This is a genomic window from Prosthecobacter algae (genome assembly GCF_039542385.1).
Taxonomy (GTDB): Bacteria; Verrucomicrobiota; Verrucomicrobiia; order Verrucomicrobiales; family Verrucomicrobiaceae; genus Prosthecobacter; species Prosthecobacter algae.
Map to the genome: position 1 here is coordinate 171,265 of NZ_BAABIA010000006.1, position 18,429 is coordinate 189,693.

Annotated in this window: 14 protein-coding genes; 6 read left to right on the forward strand and 8 right to left on the reverse strand. The window is 62.0% G+C overall.

From position 1 onward, the window contains the following. Window positions 1–22 precede the first annotated feature (22 nt). Window positions 23–988: a phosphatidate cytidylyltransferase gene (locus ABEB25_RS15385; protein ID WP_345737307.1), complete on the reverse strand. Its 966-nt coding sequence runs from the start codon at window positions 986–988 to the stop codon at window positions 23–25. 13 nt (window positions 989–1,001) lie between these two features. After that, window positions 1,002–1,613: a lysophospholipid acyltransferase family protein gene (locus tag ABEB25_RS15390; RefSeq protein ID WP_345737308.1), complete on the reverse strand. Its 612-nt coding sequence runs from the start codon at window positions 1,611–1,613 to the stop codon at window positions 1,002–1,004. Window positions 1,614–1,839: 226 nt separating this feature from the next. Between ABEB25_RS15390 and carA the strand changes: the two genes are divergently transcribed. After that, the gene (gene carA, locus ABEB25_RS15395) at window positions 1,840–3,003 is read left to right on the forward strand and encodes a glutamine-hydrolyzing carbamoyl-phosphate synthase small subunit (protein ID WP_345737309.1); all 1,164 of its coding nucleotides are present in this window, start codon (window positions 1,840–1,842) and stop codon (window positions 3,001–3,003) included. 150 nt (window positions 3,004–3,153) lie between these two features. Beyond that, complete coding sequence (locus ABEB25_RS15400; RefSeq protein WP_345737310.1) at window positions 3,154–5,241, forward strand: alpha/beta hydrolase family protein; 2,088 nt, start codon at window positions 3,154–3,156, stop codon at window positions 5,239–5,241. Between the two features lie 35 nt (window positions 5,242–5,276). Here ABEB25_RS15400 and ABEB25_RS15405 read toward each other — a convergent pair whose 3' ends face one another. The 4 genes from ABEB25_RS15405 to ABEB25_RS15420 form a co-directional block, all read right to left on the reverse strand. Continuing rightward, window positions 5,277–6,566, reverse strand: a complete 1,290-nt coding sequence (locus ABEB25_RS15405; RefSeq protein ID WP_345737311.1) for a polysaccharide lyase 6 family protein — start codon at window positions 6,564–6,566, stop codon at window positions 5,277–5,279. A gap of 131 nt (window positions 6,567–6,697) precedes the next feature. Next, window positions 6,698–7,582 (reverse strand): EF-hand domain-containing protein, encoded by an 885-nt coding sequence (locus tag ABEB25_RS15410; protein ID WP_345737312.1) that lies wholly within the window; start codon window positions 7,580–7,582, stop codon window positions 6,698–6,700. 91 nt (window positions 7,583–7,673) lie between these two features. After that, window positions 7,674–9,005: an exodeoxyribonuclease VII large subunit gene (gene xseA / locus ABEB25_RS15415; protein ID WP_345737313.1), complete on the reverse strand. Its 1,332-nt coding sequence runs from the start codon at window positions 9,003–9,005 to the stop codon at window positions 7,674–7,676. 49 nt (window positions 9,006–9,054) lie between these two features. Then, window positions 9,055–9,885, reverse strand: a complete 831-nt coding sequence (locus ABEB25_RS15420) for a hypothetical protein (RefSeq protein ID WP_345737314.1) — start codon at window positions 9,883–9,885, stop codon at window positions 9,055–9,057. 347 nt (window positions 9,886–10,232) lie between these two features. Between ABEB25_RS15420 and ABEB25_RS15425 the strand changes: the two genes are divergently transcribed. Further along, window positions 10,233–12,281, forward strand: coding sequence for a hypothetical protein (locus ABEB25_RS15425; protein ID WP_345737315.1), 2,049 nt, complete (start codon window positions 10,233–10,235; stop codon window positions 12,279–12,281). A 159-nt stretch (window positions 12,282–12,440) separates the two neighbouring features. On the opposite strand, the gene ABEB25_RS15430 is transcribed toward ABEB25_RS15425, so the two are convergent. Next, window positions 12,441–13,193, reverse strand: a complete 753-nt coding sequence (locus tag ABEB25_RS15430) for a HesA/MoeB/ThiF family protein (RefSeq protein ID WP_345737316.1) — start codon at window positions 13,191–13,193, stop codon at window positions 12,441–12,443. 294 nt (window positions 13,194–13,487) lie between these two features. Between ABEB25_RS15430 and ABEB25_RS15435 the strand changes: the two genes are divergently transcribed. The 3 genes from ABEB25_RS15435 to ABEB25_RS15445 all read left to right on the forward strand — a co-directional run bounded on the left by ABEB25_RS15435 (window position 13,488) and on the right by ABEB25_RS15445 (window position 16,607). Then, window positions 13,488–15,167, forward strand: coding sequence for a ribulokinase (locus ABEB25_RS15435; protein WP_345737317.1), 1,680 nt, complete (start codon window positions 13,488–13,490; stop codon window positions 15,165–15,167). Window positions 15,168–15,286: 119 nt separating this feature from the next. Next, window positions 15,287–15,952: an RNA polymerase sigma factor gene (locus ABEB25_RS15440; protein WP_184211145.1), complete on the forward strand. Its 666-nt coding sequence runs from the start codon at window positions 15,287–15,289 to the stop codon at window positions 15,950–15,952. A 121-nt stretch (window positions 15,953–16,073) separates the two neighbouring features. Continuing rightward, entirely contained in the window at window positions 16,074–16,607 is a 534-nt protein-coding gene (locus ABEB25_RS15445) for a DUF4112 domain-containing protein (RefSeq protein ID WP_345737318.1), read from the forward strand. 525 nt (window positions 16,608–17,132) lie between these two features. Here the strand turns inward: ABEB25_RS15445 and fabV are convergent. Beyond that, window positions 17,133–18,323, reverse strand: coding sequence for an enoyl-ACP reductase FabV (fabV, locus tag ABEB25_RS15450; RefSeq protein WP_345737319.1), 1,191 nt, complete (start codon window positions 18,321–18,323; stop codon window positions 17,133–17,135). Window positions 18,324–18,429: the final 106 nt, after the last annotated feature.

Here is an 18,429-nt window from a genome sequence, read left to right on the forward strand (position 1 = left end):
GTCCCCAACGCGCCGCCGTGCCTCAAAACCTCTGCAGCAGCACGTGGGAATCAAAGCCGTAGCGCGTGATGTGGAAGACCACCGGGGCGGCAAAGCACAGGGAATCCAGTCGATCCATCACTCCGCCGTGCCCGGCGATGGCGTGGCCCCAGTCCTTCACGCCACGATCCCGCTTGATGGCTGACATCACTAGCCCGCCGAGGAACCCGGTCAACACGATCAGCGCACTCATGCCTGCGGCCTGAAGCGGGGAGTAAGGGGTGACCTGCCAGGAGGCCGCCCCGATGCCGACCGTGCAGAGACCGCCGCAGAGGAGGCCTTCCCAGGTTTTGTTCGGGCTGACGGAGGGCGCGATCTTGTGCTTTCCGCAGGTCTTTCCCCACACGTATTGCAGCACGTCGCTGATCTCCACAATGATCACAAACCAGAACAGCAGCTTGGCATTCTGGCCCGCGTAATCCTTCAGGTCCAGCATCAGCAGCGCCGGGGCGTGACTGACGCAGTACACGCAAATCAGCAATCCCCATTGGATCTTCGCCGTGCGTTCTAGAAACCGCTCGCAGTCGCCAGCTAAAGCGCTGCGCATCGGCACAAACAGGAAGGCATAGACCGGGATGAAGATGCAGAACATGCCATACCAGCCATCCTGCAAATACCAGTAGTGCAGCGGTGTGATGATGAAGAAGACCCAGAACAGCGTGCGATGATCTCCAGGGCGCGTGGGCGTAAGCGTGATGAACTCCCGCAGCGCCATGAAGGACAGCAGACCAAACAAAATAATGGTCCCGGTCTGGCCGATCAAGATAGCCAGGGTAAACACCGCCACCATGCCCCACCAGGCTCGGGTCCGCGACAGGACATTGTCCATCGTTGCACGTGCTCCTTCAGAGCGTGCCCTTTTCTTCAGGATCCGCGTCAGCACACTGGCGATGATGAGGATGGCGACAACGCCGGAAATCAGCCAGGTAAGTTCACGGTCCAGATTCATGGGCAGGGTCAGTTTAAGAGCAGGTGGTCTCGCGCAGGCAGATCACAGACTGGCGCGCGCGCTCCAGGAAGTCCACCTTCGTCTCCCCCGCCTCCAGGCGGATGGGCGTGCCAAAGACTAGGCTGCCCAGCAGTGGTGCGGGCAGGAATTCGCCCTTGGGTAGGATGCGGTTCAGATTCTCCATCCACACAGGCACCAGTTCCACCTCCGGGCGGCGTTTGGCCAGGTGGAAAAGCCCTGCCTTGAAGGGCTGCGGGTCTGGGCTGGTCTGGCGGCCGCCTTCGGGGAAAATGATCAGCGAGTGGTCGTCGCCCAGGGCCTGAAGCATGGTGTCGAGTGGGTTGCACTCGGCAGTGGGCTTTTTCCGTTCGATGAGTACGGCGCGGAAGACGCTTTGGGCCAGCCAGGGGCGCAGTCTTCCCACGCTCCAGTAGTCATGGGCGGCCACCATGCGGGTGCGCATTCGGAGGGGGGCGGGCAGGCTGGCCCAGAGGAGGGGACCGTCCAGGTTGCTGGTGTGGTTGGCAAAATAGATGCGCTGGCGAAGTTCGGGGCCGCAGCCGTGCCAGCGGGCGAGCGCCCCGGTGGCCATACGTAAGGAGCCTGCGATGAGACCTGAAATCATTGGGCCGATTCAATCCGTAAGCAGCCCCTCCTGCAACCCTGATTCGCGGGACTTTCCGCAGTTTTTCCCCTTTCCGCTCCGCAGCGGGGCAAATCCGCAGTTCGAGACCCCATTCCCCGCCATGCGGTCCTATTTTTATCCCCGTTCCCAGGAAGACTTCACACACATTTCATCCGCCTCTTGCATTCCTCTGCCAATCGCGGTAGGTGCCCAAGTTTCCCATTTAATGAAAGCAATTCTGGCACTCGAAGACGGACGGTATTTTGAAGGCGAATCCTTTGGCGCTCCCGGCACACGCACGGGGGAAATCTGCTTCAACACCTCCATGTGCGGTTATCAGGAAGTCCTCACCGACCCCTCCTATCGTGGCCAGATCGTCGCCATGACCTACCCGATGATCGGCAACTATGGCATCAACGGCCTGGACGATGAAAGCAGCGAGCCGCACGTACGCGGCTTCGTCATCGAAGAACTTTGCGACGTGCCCAGCAACTGGCGCAGCACCCAGTCGCTGGATGCTTACCTCAAGCAGCACAACATCCCCGGCATCCAGGGCATTGACACCCGTGCGCTGACCAAGCACCTGCGCACGCTCGGTGCCATGCGCTCCGTCATCACCACGGAAGTCAGCACGGTGGAAGAGGCCGTGAAACTGGCTCAGGAAAGCGCCCCCATGAGCGGCAGCGACTTCGTCAAGGAAGTCACCACCAAAAGCATCTACACCTGGGATCCGGAGAGCCAACTCAGCCGCCAGTGGGACATCCCTAGCCCGAGCCAGAACCGCGAAGGCGGCCCTGAAGGCGCCTTTCATCCCCTGCCCGAGGCCCGCCATCACATCGTCGCGTATGACTTCGGCATGAAGCGCAACATCCTGCGCGGCCTGCGCCAGAGCGGCTTCCACGTCACCGTCGTCCCGGCCACCGCGACCGCCGAAGAAGTGCTGGCCCGCAATCCCGACGGCATCTTCCTGTCCAACGGCCCTGGGGATCCAGCCGCGCTGAATTACATCCATAAGGAAGTGAAGCAGCTCATCGGCAAAAAGCCCATCTTCGCCATCTGCCTCGGCCACCAGATTCTCGGCCACGCCTACGGCGGCAAGACCTTCAAGCTGAAGTTCGGCCATCGCGGCGGCAACCAGCCCGTCAAGGACTTGCGCACCGGCAAGGTGTCCATCACCAGCCAGAACCACGGCTTTGCCATCGATCCCGCCAGCCTGCCCTCCAATGTGGAAGTGACGCACATCAACCTCAACGACGGCACCGTGGAAGGCATGCGCCACCGCGAAGCCCCCGTCCTGAGCGTGCAATACCACCCCGAAGCCGCCCCCGGCCCGAACGACGCGAAGTACTTCTTCGAAGAGTTCGCCAAGCTGATCGACAGCGCAGACTGAGTTTGCCCACCGTCATCTCGACATCCATTTGACCAACGAATGACGGGCCACCACGGCCCGTCATTTTTTTGTACAGGGATGAGAGCCGTCAGCCCAGTATCAACTCAGGCGACAAGATCATCACTCTGCGGAGAGTATCTTGTTTACGCCATGAAGTCCCTCCTCCTGCTCCTGCTGCCACTGTCTGTTTATGCCGGACGTTTCCCTGAAAAGACCCCGGACTCCCCCGGTGCGCGCATGCTGGACAGTTACATGCAGCAGCAGACGGCGGACATTGAGGAAAAAGGCGGCCTGAAGGACATCACCACGAAAGAAGATTGGCTGGCCAAGGCCCCTGGGTACCGAAAGCAGCTCGCCGAAATGCTGGGGCTGGATCCCATACCGGAAAAGTCACCGCTGCAGGCCACCAAGACCGGTGAGGTGAAGGGCGATGGGTACTTCATTGAAAACATGCACTACCAGGCGGTGCCGGGTCTGTATGTGACGGCCAATTTCTACCTGCCCACGAAGGTGGAAAAACCGCTGCCCACCATCCTCTATGTGTGCGGCCACTCCAGCGTGATGAAGGGCGGCGTGAGCTATGGCAACAAGACCGGTTATCACCATCACGGCATCTGGTTTGCCCGTCATGGTTATGCATGCCTGATCATTGATACCGTGCAGCTCGGCGAGATTCGCGGGGAGCACCACGGCACCTACAGCAAAGGCCGCTGGTGGTGGATGTCGCGCGGCTACACCCCCGCCGGGTTGGAGGCCTGGGCAGGCATCCGGGCGCTGGACTATCTGGAAACGAGACCCGAGGTGGACAAGACCCGCTTTGGCATCACCGGCCGCAGCGGCGGCGGGGCCTACTCCTGGTGGGTGGCCGCCCTGGATGAGCGGATCAAAGCCGCTGCCCCCACAGCAGGCGTGACAACGATGCGAAATCATGTGGTGGACGGCTGCGTCGAAGGCCACTGCGACTGCATGTTCCAGGTCAATACCTACCGCTGGGACTACGAACGCCTCGTCGCCCTGGTGGCCCCTCGTCCCCTGCTGATCTGCAACACAGACAAGGACGATATCTTCCCCATCGGCGGCGTCTTCAACATCTACCAGAACGTCCGTCGCATCTACTCTTTGTTAGGCCAGGAAAAGAACATCGGCCTCCAGGTGGCTGAGGGCCCGCACAAGGACCTGCAACCTCTTAACAACGGAGCCTTCCACTGGTTCGAACGCCATCTCAAAGGGGCCGATCCCATGGCCGTGCTGGACGAGGGTGCTAAAAAGTCCCTGGCACCCGAAGTACTGCGAGTCTTCAAAGAACTGCCCAAGGACGAAAAGAACACCAAGATTGACGAGAGCTTTGTCCCCGCTGCTACCGCGCCTAGCCCTGCCACGGCCAAGGGCGAGTGGGAAACACAAAAGACCGCCTGGATGAAGTCCCTGCAGGAAAAAGTCTTCGTCAACTGGCCCCAGGATGCCCCGGCCCTGACGCTGACCCCGGCAGGCAGTGCCGCGCAGGATGGGGTGCGCCTAACCGCTTATGATTTTCAAACCGACAGCGCCTTCCGCCTGCGGCTCTACATCGCCCATCGCGAAGGCCTGAAGGCCGAGGATCTGGAACTCGTCGCGCTTAATGTCCTGGATGCCCAAGGCTGGCAAGACTTCACCGCCAGCTATGGGACGCATTTTGGCAAACTCATCGAAGGCCCCGCCACAGCGGCCAAGGATGAAAGCGCCTTTGAAAGCGAGAAGAAGATGTTCCAAAGCTTCAAATGGGGCATGGCCTATGTCTGCCCGCGCGGCATCGGCCCCACGGAATGGACGGGCAGCGAGAAAGCGCAGGCGCAGCGCCTGCGGCGTTTTTACCTGGCCGGACAGACGCTGGACTCCATGCGTGTCTGGGACATTCGCCGCACCGTGCAGGGCCTGAAGCAGGTGCCCGGTTTTGCCAAGACACCGCTGTGGTTGCAAGGTCATCGCGAGATGGCGGCCAATGCCCTCTATGCCTCCCTGTTTGAAGACGGCATCACCCGCCTGGATCTGCACGATCTGCCCACTAGCCATCAGCAAGGCCCGGCCTACCTGAATGTGCTGAAATTTCTCGACCTGCCCCAGGCTGCTGCCCTGGCTGCGGAAAAGACCCGTGTCATCCTCTACAGCCCTGATCCCGCCGCCTGGGATTACGCCACCAGCACGGTCAAAAACCTCGGCTGGCCGGAGAAGCAGTGGCAGATCCGCAAACCGGCACCGTAACATCCTTTGGCGACAGCCGCTGAATCTCGCCCCCCTCACTTCCACCAGCTTGGCCCCACAGCCTCACGGGAAATGGGGACCAGCTTCTCCACTGTTGGCTCCTTGCCAAAGGCGATGCCTGCCGTTTCCGGCAGCCCCAGTTCCTTGCCATAAAATTGGTTATCCTGCCAGGTGACTCCGGTCACATCGCAGCGGGCCTCCACCACGGTTGCTTTGGGCGAGCTGATCTTGTTTCCGCGGATCACACAGTCCATCGGGGCCAGGCTCGGCTTGCCCGGCACCTTGTCCCCTTCCATGCCGATCAGGATCGGGTGCTCGCAATGAACCAGCGTGTTGTTTTCCACCCGCGCACCCTTCACCTGGAAGTAGCCGTTCGCTGGTGAATCCGGAAGCCCCATCATGAAGGTAATGCCGGACCGCACATCGTCACCGGCCAGATTTTCCAGGTAGTTGCCCTTCACCACATGGTCCTCGCCGATGAGGCGGATGCCGCCTGTGCCATTGGCTCCGTTACCAAAGAACCCATTCTTTTCCACCGTGCAGCCGTTGCCATGGCGCAGGGTCAGGGTGCCGCTGACCTCCACAAAGCTGTTCCCCTGGTAAAGGTTGCCGCAGGACTTGTTGGAGATGCACTCGGCCTCGCCATTGCACTTCTCGAAAAGGTTTTGGCGGATGATGCAGGCGGCCGTTTCCATGGACGTTTTGCTGTCGCCCACGCGGATGGTTTCGCCGCCGTTTTTGCCCAGCTTTTCACGTGGGCCAAAGTGGTTGTGCTCGATGATGTGGCGGCCCGTGCTCAGCCCGCCCAACCAGACCACCAGCGTCGTGCCCTTGGTCACCTTGCCCTGCAGCAGGCAGCGGTCCACCCGGTTGTCACTGCCGTAGAGTCCCACCCAGCGGGATTCTTTGTCCGTCTTGCTGGCCACCTCGGGTGCCATCGTGATCGCACAGCCCGTCAGTCGGCAATGTTTGGCCACTCGCTTGGAGTCCGCGCGGAACTCGATGCTGTCGCCAATCGAGGAATCAGGATCCTTGAACCACAGCCCTTCCACTACCAGATGCTCACCTGCGATCCGCAGGCCGGAGGCCCCGGTAAACACCGTCTTGCCCGGCACTGCCGCGCAGAGAGTGATGGGGGCCGCCGCCGTGCCCTGCCCCTGAAACTTCACCACCGTGTTTTCCCACACGCCTTCGCGCAGGACGATGCGGTCTCCCGGAGCGGCCATCTTCATGCCAGCCTCCAGACTAACCAAATCTGTGACAGGAATATCTTTGGCATTCAGCAGCAAAGACGGCACCAGAAGGAGGGCGGCGAAGTAACGCATAGAGGTTGGGTGCGCCGGAGCGCGATAAGAAGACGCCACGGCCACCTCCTTCTTGCAAGCCCGCACCCGCAAAAAAAGCGGAATTCCCTCTCAGGAACTCCGCCTTTCAAAACAATTGTCCGTCGGCCCGGTTAGGCCGGATCTTTTTTGACCTCAGGCTTTTCAAACTCAGGGCGTGGGCTACCCTTTTCACCGTCCTGCGTGGGCGGGCGGCGGAAGCCACCCTCACCACCACCTTCAGGGCCACGGCGCGGGCCGCCTTCACCACCAGGGCCACGGCCTTCCGGGCCACCAGGGCCACGCTGGCCGCCTGGGCCGCGCATCATGTTGCGCATGCGCTCCATGCCGGCCTTCATTTCTTCCTTGGTCAGCTTGCCGTCCGTGTTTTCATCGGTGCGGGCAAAGCGGCCTTCGATCTCCTGCTGGGAGAAGGCCACGTACTCTTCCTTGTCCACACTGCCATCGCTGTTCTTGTCCATGCGGCCAAAAACTTCATCAATCATGATGGCACCACCAGGGCCACCAGGGCCACCAGGGCCTCCGGGCCCCCCAGGTCCGCGGCCACCTTCAGGGGATGGGGCCCCCGACGGACGCTCACCTTCTGGCTTCGGCGCGCCTTCTGGGCGATCCCCTGGCGGACGGCGGAAACCGCCCTCGCCACCTTCACCACCGGGACGACGTTCGCCACCTTCACCGCTGCCGCGATTGCGCATGCCTTCACGCATCTTTTCTGCCATGGTGGCGATCTCGGCCTGATCCACATAGCCGTCGCTGTTGCTGTCCATTTTGGCAAAACGCTCATCACCGCCGCCACGGGGGAGTGCACCGAATTCTTCCTTGCTGATCTTGCCGTCACCGCTGGTGTCAGCGCGCTTCAGAAACTCGCCCAGGCGGTTGCCGGAGCCGCCTTCCCCCCCGGGGGGCGGGCCTTTACGGTCACCTTCCTGAGAGAAGGCCAGAGTGGCTCCCATCGAGAGCAGCCCGAGGAGACAAAGAGTGGATGGGTGTGATTTCATAGTTGGATAGGCTGAGGGGTTTTCACCAGCAGCCAGTCCAACCCGCCCACCTCGGCGCAGTTGCGCGCAGCTTGAAAAAAGCTGCACTTTTTTAAACCGCCGTACTCGTCACCTGCCCCTGCTGCAGCCGCGTCACCAGCGTCTGGCCCGGCTCCACATCGGCCGCATCGCGGATCACATTCCCCTGCGCATCCGTAGTGTAGGAAAAGCCGCGCGCCAGGATGGATTCCGGCCCGAGATGCTTCATCAACTGGGCACGTGAAGTGACTTGGTCAGCCAGCCGCTCCAGCTTGTGGCTGATCTTTTGCTGCAGCTGCTGCGCCTGATTTTCCAGCCGATGCGCGGCCTCCATCAGCATGATGCGCGGATGATGTTCCACGATGATTTGCTGCCGCTCTTGGATCAGGTCGCCCAGGCCGCGTAGCTGCTCTTTCGCCGCCACCTTGAGGTTGTCCTCCAGATCATCCACCGCCTGCTCCGCCGTTTGCAGTTGATAGGCCGGGGCTGTCTTCAGGGCACCGCGCGCGATGAAGTCCAGCGTCTGCTCATGCCGATCCAGCAGTGTCATCACCTGCCCGCCGAGACGGCGTGAAAGAGATTCAAAGTGCCGCTTCAGCTCCGTCACATCCGGGGCCAGCAGCTCTGCCGCCGCACTTGGTGTGGGCGCACGCAGGTCCGCCACAAAGTCGGCGATCGTGAAGTCAATCTCATGCCCCACCGCCGAGATCACCGGGATTTGCGATGCAAAGATGGCCCGCGCCAGCGACTCCTCATTGTAGGCCCACAGGTCCTCGATGCTGCCACCCCCACGGCCGATGACAATCGTGTCTGGCACTGGCAGTCCGTGCGCCTCGGCACGGTTCAGCATCTCCAGCGCGCGGATGGTTTCCTTCTCCACGCCCTGGCCCTGCACCCGCACCGGAAACACCAGCACATGGATCCACGGCGCACGCCGTGTGAGGATGTTCAGCATGTCCTGGATGGCCGCCCCCGTGGGCGAAGTCACCAGCGCCACCACGCGCGGATATTTCGGGATGTCCTGCTTGTAGTCCTGATCGAAGAGCCCCTCCTCATGTAGCTTTCGCTTCAGCGCCTCAAAGCGTGCCTGCAGGCTGCCCTGCCCTTTCATTTGCACCTGCTTCACCACCATCTGGTACTGGCCGCGCGGTTCATACACGGAGATCTCCCCATGCACCTGCACCTGCGCCCCGTCTGAAAGCCGCACCCCGCTGCGCGCCCCGCGAAACATCACGCAGGAAAGTTGGGAACCCGCATCCTTCAGCGTGAAGTATTGGTGGCCGCTGCCCTGCAGGCGATGGTTGCTGATTTCGCCCTCCACCCACACCGTGCCGATATGCCCCTGCAGCACCTCGCGGATTTCGCGGGTCAGTTCGGTGACGGACAGTACTTGGTCAGGCTCCATGGCAGTGTCTTTGTAGCGATGCCACCCTGCCGCCGCCAGCGGTAAATCATCACCAAAAACGGCCCAGGAAAAAATTCCATAGCGCCCCGGCCGTGGCCAGCCAGCAGCGCCCCACCTCCGCCAGCCCCAGCCCAGGGGAAGGCGAGGCCGCCAGGAACAGCGCCACCAGCAGCAGCACATTCACCAGAAAGATGAGCTGCATGGAAAAGAACTCCCCATTGCGCTGTAGATCGCTCTGCTCAATGAACACCGTCTTCCACGTGAAGGTGGCATGAAAGCACCACGTCAGCCCCAGCATGGCGTAAAAAAACCACACCGGCTTAAACTTCAGCATCACCTTCCCCAGGCCAATCTGGTGCAGGTCGTGCAGGTTCCAGAACATGCCCACCACCCCAAAGAGCAGCAGCACGATCAGCGAATAAAAAGGCAGCAGATAAGGAGCCAGCGTGATCCAGGTGTTTGACTTGTTCGTTTCCACATAGCCGCCCGTCGCCGAGAAATCCCAGTCCAGGATTTTGCCCCCAAAGGCCCGCGCCACCAGCAGATGACTCACCTCATGACCAAACACATAGCTGCTCACCGGCCGCCAACCGGAGGCATAAGTCACCGCCCAGGCCAGCCCACCTACCAGGAAAAAGACGACCTCCTCCGTGCGCCAAAATTCCAGGCGCACCATCGCCCGCCACAGCATCTCTCCCAGCGTCAGAGCCGTGATCAGCCCCAGCGGGAAAAGCAGCAGGGCCCCCAGAACACGCTTCATGCTTTTCACCTGCCTCAACTTCTGCTGACGCGGATGTCGGCCCAGGCTCGTGAGCTGGGCACGGTCCGACCGCCTCAGCGAGCGTTCCTTGGTGCTGGCACGGAAAGTGTTCTGTGGCATGGAGAATACAGGTTATTTAGCAAATCTTAACATTTTAACAATCGAAGATGTTTATATGTGCAGAACTTTAGGGTATAACTTTTCCTGACAGAGGGGAAAACAGTTTAAATTCTAGTTTTTTTAAACACCCACGAAACCTGACTTGTCGAGAACGCCCTCTTGGGTGATACTTTCTTAATCCTGAGAAAACCTTTTATCCTGTCATGAACCCGGATGTGCTTCAGTTTCAGTGCAGTGCGTGCCAAAGCGTACTCACCGTGCCATCCCACATGGCTGGGGTGACCGGTCCATGCCCCATTTGTGGCCAAACAGTCACCTCCCCGGCTGCCGCGCACGCAGCCGCCCCGGTGTCTCTTTTCACCACTCCGGCCCCCGCACCTGCCTACGCGCCGCCGCCAGAGCCCGAGCCCCAGGCTCCACCTTCCTATGGCCAGCCGCCTTCCGGCCTGGGTTCTGGGTTGGTCATGCCGATGCCCAATTCCATCGCGCAGCATCTCAGTCCCATGGGCGGGCCCTCCGGCAGTCCCCTCGGCGGTCAGCCCTCCCCACCGCCACCAGGCGGCTTTCCAGGTTTCCCTACCCAGCCCCAAGCAGGCAGTTTCCCCACTCAGCCTCAGGCTGGTGCCATCCCGTCCTTCCCACCCGGTGGCGGTTTCCCGCAACCTTCCCAGCCGGGCGGCTTCCCACCTGCACCGCAGGCAGGTGGATTTTTGGGCGGCCTTCCCAGTGCTCCTGCGCAGGATTCCCCCCCGCCCTGGCAGCAGCCCGGCCTCGGCCAGACCCTGATGGGTGGCCTTTCCCAGCCCGGAGCAAGTCCACAGCCCGCCTCGGGCCTCCCAGCTCGCCGCCCGGAAGGCCAGGCTCCGCTCACTGGTTCCTTGCAGCAGCCTCCTGCGGCCTGGGGTGCGCCGCCTGCCCCGCCACCACCGCAGGATTTCAGCCAGCCCCAGGTCGGTGCCTCCCTTTTTCCCGCACCCCGCGCCAGTGCAGGTGCCCCCTCCCACAGCAGCCTCATTCCAGGTTCCCCCACCCTGCCTCTCATGGGCTCCCCCGCAGGGACAGACAGCCCGCCTTCCTCCCTTCTCTCCCGGGAGATCCCCGCCCGCGCACCTACGCCCATTGCCGCAACGGAAAGCCCTCGCGAAGCACCTGCCGCCCCCGTGCGCCCAGCCCGGCCCCTGAAAAAGCCGAGCCGCAGTTCCAATGTCTTCATGTTCGCCCTGGCGTTCATTTTCCTCGCCGGCTTCCTGGCCGCCGCTGGCTGGATGTTCCGCGAGCCGATCATGGAGCTCGTCCACCGCTACATGCCGCCCAAGGACGAGGCCGAGTCACCACCCTCCGTCGTCCTGCCCACGCCGAATCCGACCCCGGAAGCCCCCGCCGTCGCCGAGACCAGCCCAGCACCAGCATCGGTGGAAGAACCCGCAGCGCCCTCACCCACCCCCAAGCCCGCCTTTGATCCCGGCGACCCCGCACCACCGCGCGCCATGGCACCCACCCCTGCCGACATGGCAGCCCTGCAACCGACCGCCCCCGGACTCACCCCAGAAGCCCCCGCTTTGACCGAGGTGCCGTCCAAGACGCTGACCCCGTCCCTGCAAAACGACAGCAACCCGGCGAACACCACCAGCAGCGTCATCCCCACCACCACGGCCGAAGTGCAGGTGAAAACCACCGAAGAGGCCAAACCCGCCGCCGAAGCCCTGCTGAAATTCCTAAATGCCAAGGACATGAAGGAGCGCATGCGCTACACCCTGGCCGCATCCTCCATGAAGCCCCTCATGGAAATGTACTACAAGGCCCAGCCCGATGGCCCCATCCGCGTGGATGGCATCACCCTCCGGCGACTGGACCCCAAACCCCAGATGGGCAGCGGTGCCCACGCCCTTTTCAGCGTGGAAAATCGCGCCTGGGAATACGATGTGACCGTCATGCTGGAAGAGACCAAGGACGGCTTCCAGGTGGACTGGCTCTCGTTCGTCGAGTTCAAGGACCGCCTGCTAGAAAAATTCTTCGAAGGCTACCAGGAAGGCGCGGCCCGCTTCCACGTCGGCATCACCCGCGTCCATGACTTTGAGTACAAGCTGCCGAATTCGGAAAACAAAGATGCCTTCCGTATCAGTCCCTCACCGCCCAATCCCTACCTCAACACCGTCTTCGTCGAAAAAGACTCCCAGATTGGTCGCGAACTCAAGGACCGCATCCCCTGGGGTGTGCATGTCTGGGCCATCGTCGAACTCGAATGGGTGAAGCTCGGCAGCCAGCAATGGGTGCAGCTCGTCGGCGTCCCTCAGCTCAACTGGTACTCCGTCCCGGCTGAGACCAAAGGCAAGCCCGCCAAAAACTCCACCGACCTGCCCAACGAGATCCAGCGCGCCGTCCCCGTGGGCCGCTGAGTCCTAGAGCGAGAATGAGAAGTATCCTCCCCCAAGCGGCGCAGCCGCCCAAGGGGAGCGCGGAGACTCTTCTCCGCAAGTCGAAAAAAGATGCGGCGCAGCCGCCACTCTTACGTTGGGCAGCAGCGCCCCGCCTAACCAAAAGCGCAATCACCACCATCACAGGCTCCCACACACTTCGCAGTCGCTCCGCCGTGGCAGCTTCACCCGGCGAAATCCCATGCTGCCCAGGTCCATGCACAGCATCTCGCCCGCCAGCGGCGTGCCCAATCCCGTGATCAGCTTGATCACCTCCATCGCTCCCAGGCAGGCCGCCGTGCCGGAGACCGCGCCAAAGACCGGGAACTGCCGCGTCCATGTCGGCGGCACCTCTGGCACATAGCAGGCCAGGCAGCCGGACCGACCAGGGAGAAAGGTCGTCACCGTCGCCTCCAGCGTGTGCATGGCACATTCCACCATTGGCTTGCCCCCACGCATAGCAGCAGCATTCAGCGCCAGCCGCTCTTGGAAAAGCGGGGCCGCATCCACCACCACATCCGCCAGGGCCACAAGCGCCGCAGCATTGGCTTCCGTGATATTTTCCTTCACCCCCACGATCTCGCAGTCCGGGTTCAGCTCCTTCAGCCGGGTCACGATGTTGTCCATGCGCGGCAGCCCCACATGGGCACGGGTTTGCAGGAGCTGGCGGTTCAGGTCCGGCAGCTTCAGGTTGCCCCCATGCGCCAGGATCAGCCGCCCCACACCCGCCGCCGCCAGCTCCAGCGCCACCAGTCCGCCCAGCCCGCCCACACGGGAGATCAGCACCGTCGCCCCCTTCAGCTTTCGCTGCCCTGCCTCGCCCATGCCCGGCACCCACATCTGCCATTCATAGAGGGCGCGGTCGGTTTCAGTGAGTTCAGGCAGGTCGGGCATGGCAAATGAGGATGCAGTAACGCACAGCCAGACCGATTTCCAAAAAGATTGTCCGATTGAAAAGGCGGGCGCGGTGGGATGAGTGGCAAGGCAGGAGCGCAGGCTGCTATCTTCATGATAACAGCTAAGCGAAAAACGCCGCCAATCGTCCCACCCCGTCGCCGCTTTTCGGACAAGATTTTTGGAAATCGGTCAAGGCCCCAGCTTGCCATCATTCATTTCTCCTGTCCGGTTTTTGCTGGCTCTGCGGGATGCAGTCTCTACACTCGCCCCGCTCCTCCCAACCACCTGACCATGAAACAGTACGCCCTCGGCATTGACTACGGCACCAACTCCTGCCGCTCTCTCCTCATCGACCTCGAGAACGGGGCTGAGATCGGCTCCTCTGTCTTCAACTATCCCTCCGGCGAAATGGGCGTGCTGCTGGATCCCAAAAACCCCCACGTCGCCCGCCAAAATCCGCAGGACTACCTCGATGGTTTCGTCACGATCACCCGCGCTGCCCTGGAGCAGGCCGCCGCGAAAGTCCCCGGCTTTGATCCAGCCCAGGTCGTCGGCATCGGCATTGATACCACCGGCAGCACCCCTATCCCGGTGAACCGCGAAGGCACCCCGCTCGGCCTCCTGCCCGAGTTTAAAGACAACCTCAATGCCATGGTCTGGCTCTGGAAAGACCACACCGGCTACGCCGAAGCTGCGGAGATCACCACCCTGGCCAACGAGATGCGGCCCCACATCATCGCCAAGTGCGGCGGCATCTACTCCAGCGAATGGTTCTGGAGCAAAATCCTCCGCCTCAGCCGCGTGGATCCCCAGGTCTTCGCCGCCGCCTACAGCTTCGTCGAGCACTGCGACTGGCTCCCCGCCGAACTCTCCGGCAACACCGATCCCCACACCCTCAAGCGCAGCGTCTGCGCCGCCGGGCACAAGGCCATGTTCAGCACCGAGTGGGGCGGCCTGCCGGACAAGGAGTTCCTCGCCCGCCTCTCCCCCGCCCTCGCTGACCTGCGCGACCGCCTCTACAGCGAAGCCCACACCTCCGATGTCAAGGCCGGCAACCTCTGCGCCAAGTGGGCGGCCAAGCTCGGCCTGCCCGAAGGCATCGCCATCTCCGTCGGGGCCTTCGATGCCCACATGGGCGCCGTGGGCGCAGGCGTCAAGGAAGGCACCCTCGTCAAGATCCTGGGCACCAGCACCTGCGATCTCATGATCACCCCCACCAGCAAACCGCTGGCCGATATCCCCGGCGTCTGCGGCATCGTCAATGGCTCCGTCCTGCCCGGCTACTACGGCATCGAGGCCGGCCAAAGCGCCGTCGGCGACCTTTTCCTCTGGCTGGTAAAAAACCTCGTGCCAGAGAGCTACGGCAGCAGCATTGGCGACAAGTTCACCGCCATGGAAAAGGCCATGTCCGCCCAGAAACCCGGTGCTTCCGGCCTGCTCGCGCTCGACTGGAACAACGGCAATCGCACCGTCCTCGTGGACGTCCGTTTGACAGGCCTCTTGTTAGGCCAGACCCTCCACACCGAGGCGCATGAAATCTACCGCGCCTACATCGAGGCCACCGCCTTCGGGGCCCTCACCATCATCCGCCGCGTCGAGGAATACGGAGTGGAAGTGCGCGAGATCGTCAACACCGGCGGCCTCTCCATCAAAAACGCCACCCTCATGCAGTGCTATGCCGACATCATCGGCAAGCCCATGAAAGTCAGCCAGAGTGAGCAGACCTGCGCCCTCGGGGCCGCCATCTTTGGCGCCGCCGCCGCAGGCGTGGCCGATATCGGCAGCCTCCAGGCCAAGGTCACCGCCACCCGCGAAAAAGTCTATTTCCCCATCCCGGAAAACCAGGCCGTGTATGCCGAGCTCTACTCCCTCTACCTCACCCTGCACGATGCCTTTGGCACCGCCGCCTGGAGCGGGAACCTCGCCCACGTCATGAAAAAGCTCCTCGAAATCCGCGCCCGCCAGGGCTGATCTCGCCCCGCAGCCCCCTCTTCTCATCTTTTGCGAAAGACTGTTTTTTTTCTGACGGGGGTCCATGCCCCCGTACACGGGGTTTGACAGTCCCTCGCAAGCGTTGACAATCCCCACCGATGGAGGAACTGCCAGACATCCCTGAAGAAGCGAAAAAAGACAAAGGCCTGTGGGAGAAAACCCGCAAGAGCCTGATCGAACGTCTGAACAACTGGGAGGACCAGCGAACCTGGAATGAATTTTACCAGACCTACTGGCGGCTGATCTACAGCGTCGCCACCAAGGCCGGCCTGACTCGTGAGGAAGCCTTCGACGTCATCCAGGAAACCATCATCGCCATCGCCCGCCAGGTGCAGAAAGGCCAGTACGATCCCCGTGCTGGTTCCTTCAAGGCCTGGCTCCTGCAGATGACCCGCTGGCGCGTCCTCGATGTCTTCCGCGCCCGCAAGCGCCAGCCCTCCCTCGCCGACCAGGGCAACTCCGAAAGCGAAGAGACCAGCAACCTCGCCCTCGACCGCCTTTCCAACGAAAAGGACAACCTCCTCGAAAACATCTGGGACAAGGAATGGCGCGACAACATCACCGCCGCTGCCCTGGAGCGCGTGAAAGCCAAGGTCTCCCCCCGCCAGTTCCAGATCTTCGATTGCTACGTCATGAAAGGCTGGGGCGTGAAAAAGACCAGCGAAGCCCTCGGCATCAATGCCGCCCAGGTTTACCTGGCCAAGCATCGCGTCGGCGCCCTCGTCAAAAAGGAAGTCCAGGCCCTGGAAAACACCATGCTGTAAGGCGCGGATCGCAGACTCTCCCCAGAGTTTCTGCATTATAAACAACGCCCAAACCCGCAATGGGCATGGGGCTTGCGTATTGAAAGGTGAGGTGTCATTCAAACCCGCCCTCCCTGCATCCATGCCCACTCCCCCCTCCCGCACCGCCCATGTGGATGAAATCCTGCCCCCCCGTCAGGCGGCAGGCAAACCCGGCTCAGAGTCCGAGGTCGCCCGTTTCCTGGCCAAGTGGCTCGACAACTGGCTTCGCATCCCCGGCACCAATTTCAAAATCGGTCTCGATCCCATCCTCGCCCTCTTCCCCGGCATCGGCAGCGCCCTCGCGTCCGGTGGCGGCCTCCTCATCCTGGTCGAGTCCATCCGCGCAGGCATCAGCTTCCCTGTCCTTGTCCGCATGGGCGGCAACATGCTGCTGAACACCCTCTTCGACTTCCTCCCCATCGGCGGCCCCGTTGTCAGCGCTTTCTTCAAGTCCAACCAGCGCAACCTCCGCCTCCTCCAGGCCTGGCAGGCCGGCCAGCAGCACAGCATCCGCCGCAGCACCACCCGCCTCTTCCTCTGCCTCGGCCTGTTTGTCCTCTTCCTCATCGCCCTGCTCATCGGCCTCTTCACCTTCTACGTCTGGCTCCTGCAAAAATCCGGCATCTTTGGTTAGGCCAGAGGCTACACCGCAGCCGCAGCGCGTCCTGGACTGCGCCAGTCCTCTGGCGCTTTCGACAAGCTCACACGCCCCGTTCGCCCCAGCCATCCCGAGAGGAGCGCGGAGATTCGCTTCGCGGCTTCGCACTTCTCCGCATTCTAAAACACCCGGATGCGCAGCATCCCACTCCCTCCGCCCATCAACATCCCCAAACCACGGGACTTGGCAAGTCCCGCTCCTTGGGGCCCTCCTCGTAATCCCCACCTTCCGTGTCTTCCGCATCTTCCGTGGTTGAAAATCCGCCCGCGCCCTTGCCACACATCCTGTTAATCCTGGAATCTTGTTAATCCTGTATAAAAAAGCCCACCGCACTCCACAAAACTCCGCAGCCGCAGCGCATCCCCAGATGAACCTCCTCTTCCCTCGCCCCGCTCGTAGCGCCCCCACCCCTTGACCACCCCCTAACAAAAAACAGCGCAGCCCCGCAGGACCGCGCTGTCTTCAAAATCCCGCCCGCAGTCAGCCCACGGGCCGCCACACTCAGGCGATGGAGGGCACCGGCACGTTCGGATTCGTCTCCGCCGCATAGTCCACGCCTTCCAGGCCAAAGCCGAACAGCCGCAGGAAGCTCGCCTGATAGCCCGCAAAGTCGCCATACTCAGCGAGGTTCTCCGTGTTCACCTCCGTCCAGCGCTGGCCCACCAGGGCCTGCACGTCCGGCTTCATCTCCCAGTCATCCACACGGATGCGCCCCGCCTCATCCGGCTGCGGCTGGCCACTGTACAGACGGTCGCGGAAAAGCCGGTCCATCTGCTCGATCGTGTCCTCATGCGTCCCCTCCGCCTTCATCACCTTGTACAGCAGGGAAATGTAAAGCGGCACCACCGGGATGGCTGAGCTCGCCTGTGTCACCAGCGCCTTGTTCACCGAAACCCACGCCTTGCCATTCAGCGGCGCCAGCTTCGCATCCAGCGCCTGCTGCACCTTTTCCAGATCTTCCTTCGCCTTGCCGATCGTCCCATTCTTATAGATCGGCCACGTCACTTCCGGCCCGATGTAGGAATACGAAACCGTCTGCACCCCAGGGGCCAGCACACCCGCCTCCAGCAGCGCATCCATCCACATCTCCCAGTCCTCACCGCCCATCACCGCCACCGTCTGCGCCACATCATCACCCTGCGCAGGCTCGATGGAAATCTCATTCACCACCCCCGTCGTCGTGTTCAGGTTCTTGTTCGTGTAAACTTCACCGATCGGCTTCAGCACCGACTTAAAAACCTCACCCGTCTTCGGCTGCGTGCGCCGTGGGGACGCCAGGCTGTAGATCACACAGTCCACCTGCCCCAGGTCCGCCTGGATCGCCTGGATCACCTCCGCCTTCACCGCATCGGAATACGCATCGCCATTGAAAGAGCGCGCATACAGCCCCGCCGCCTTCGCCTCATTTTCAAACGCCGCCGAATTGTACCAGCCCGCCGTCGCCGTCCGGTCGTCCTCGCCCGGCCGTTCGAAAAACACCCCGATCGTCGCCGCGTTCGCGCCAAACGCCGCCGCAATGCGCGACGACAGCCCGTACCCCGTCGAAGAACCGATCACCAACACCTTCTTCGGGCCGTTCTCCATCAGGCCCCCCTTCTTCACAACAGCAATTTGCTCCGCCACATGTTTGGCGCAGCCCTCAGGGTGGGCGGTGGTACAGATGAAACCTCGGATCTTGGGTGCAATGATCATAGTCAGACTCATCGGGTAATGTGCCCAGGGCCGCTGGCAACTGATTTTATTCCCCCACCCCCTCTCGCCCCCAGGTCCCGCCCACCCCCAGAAAAAAATCAGCCCC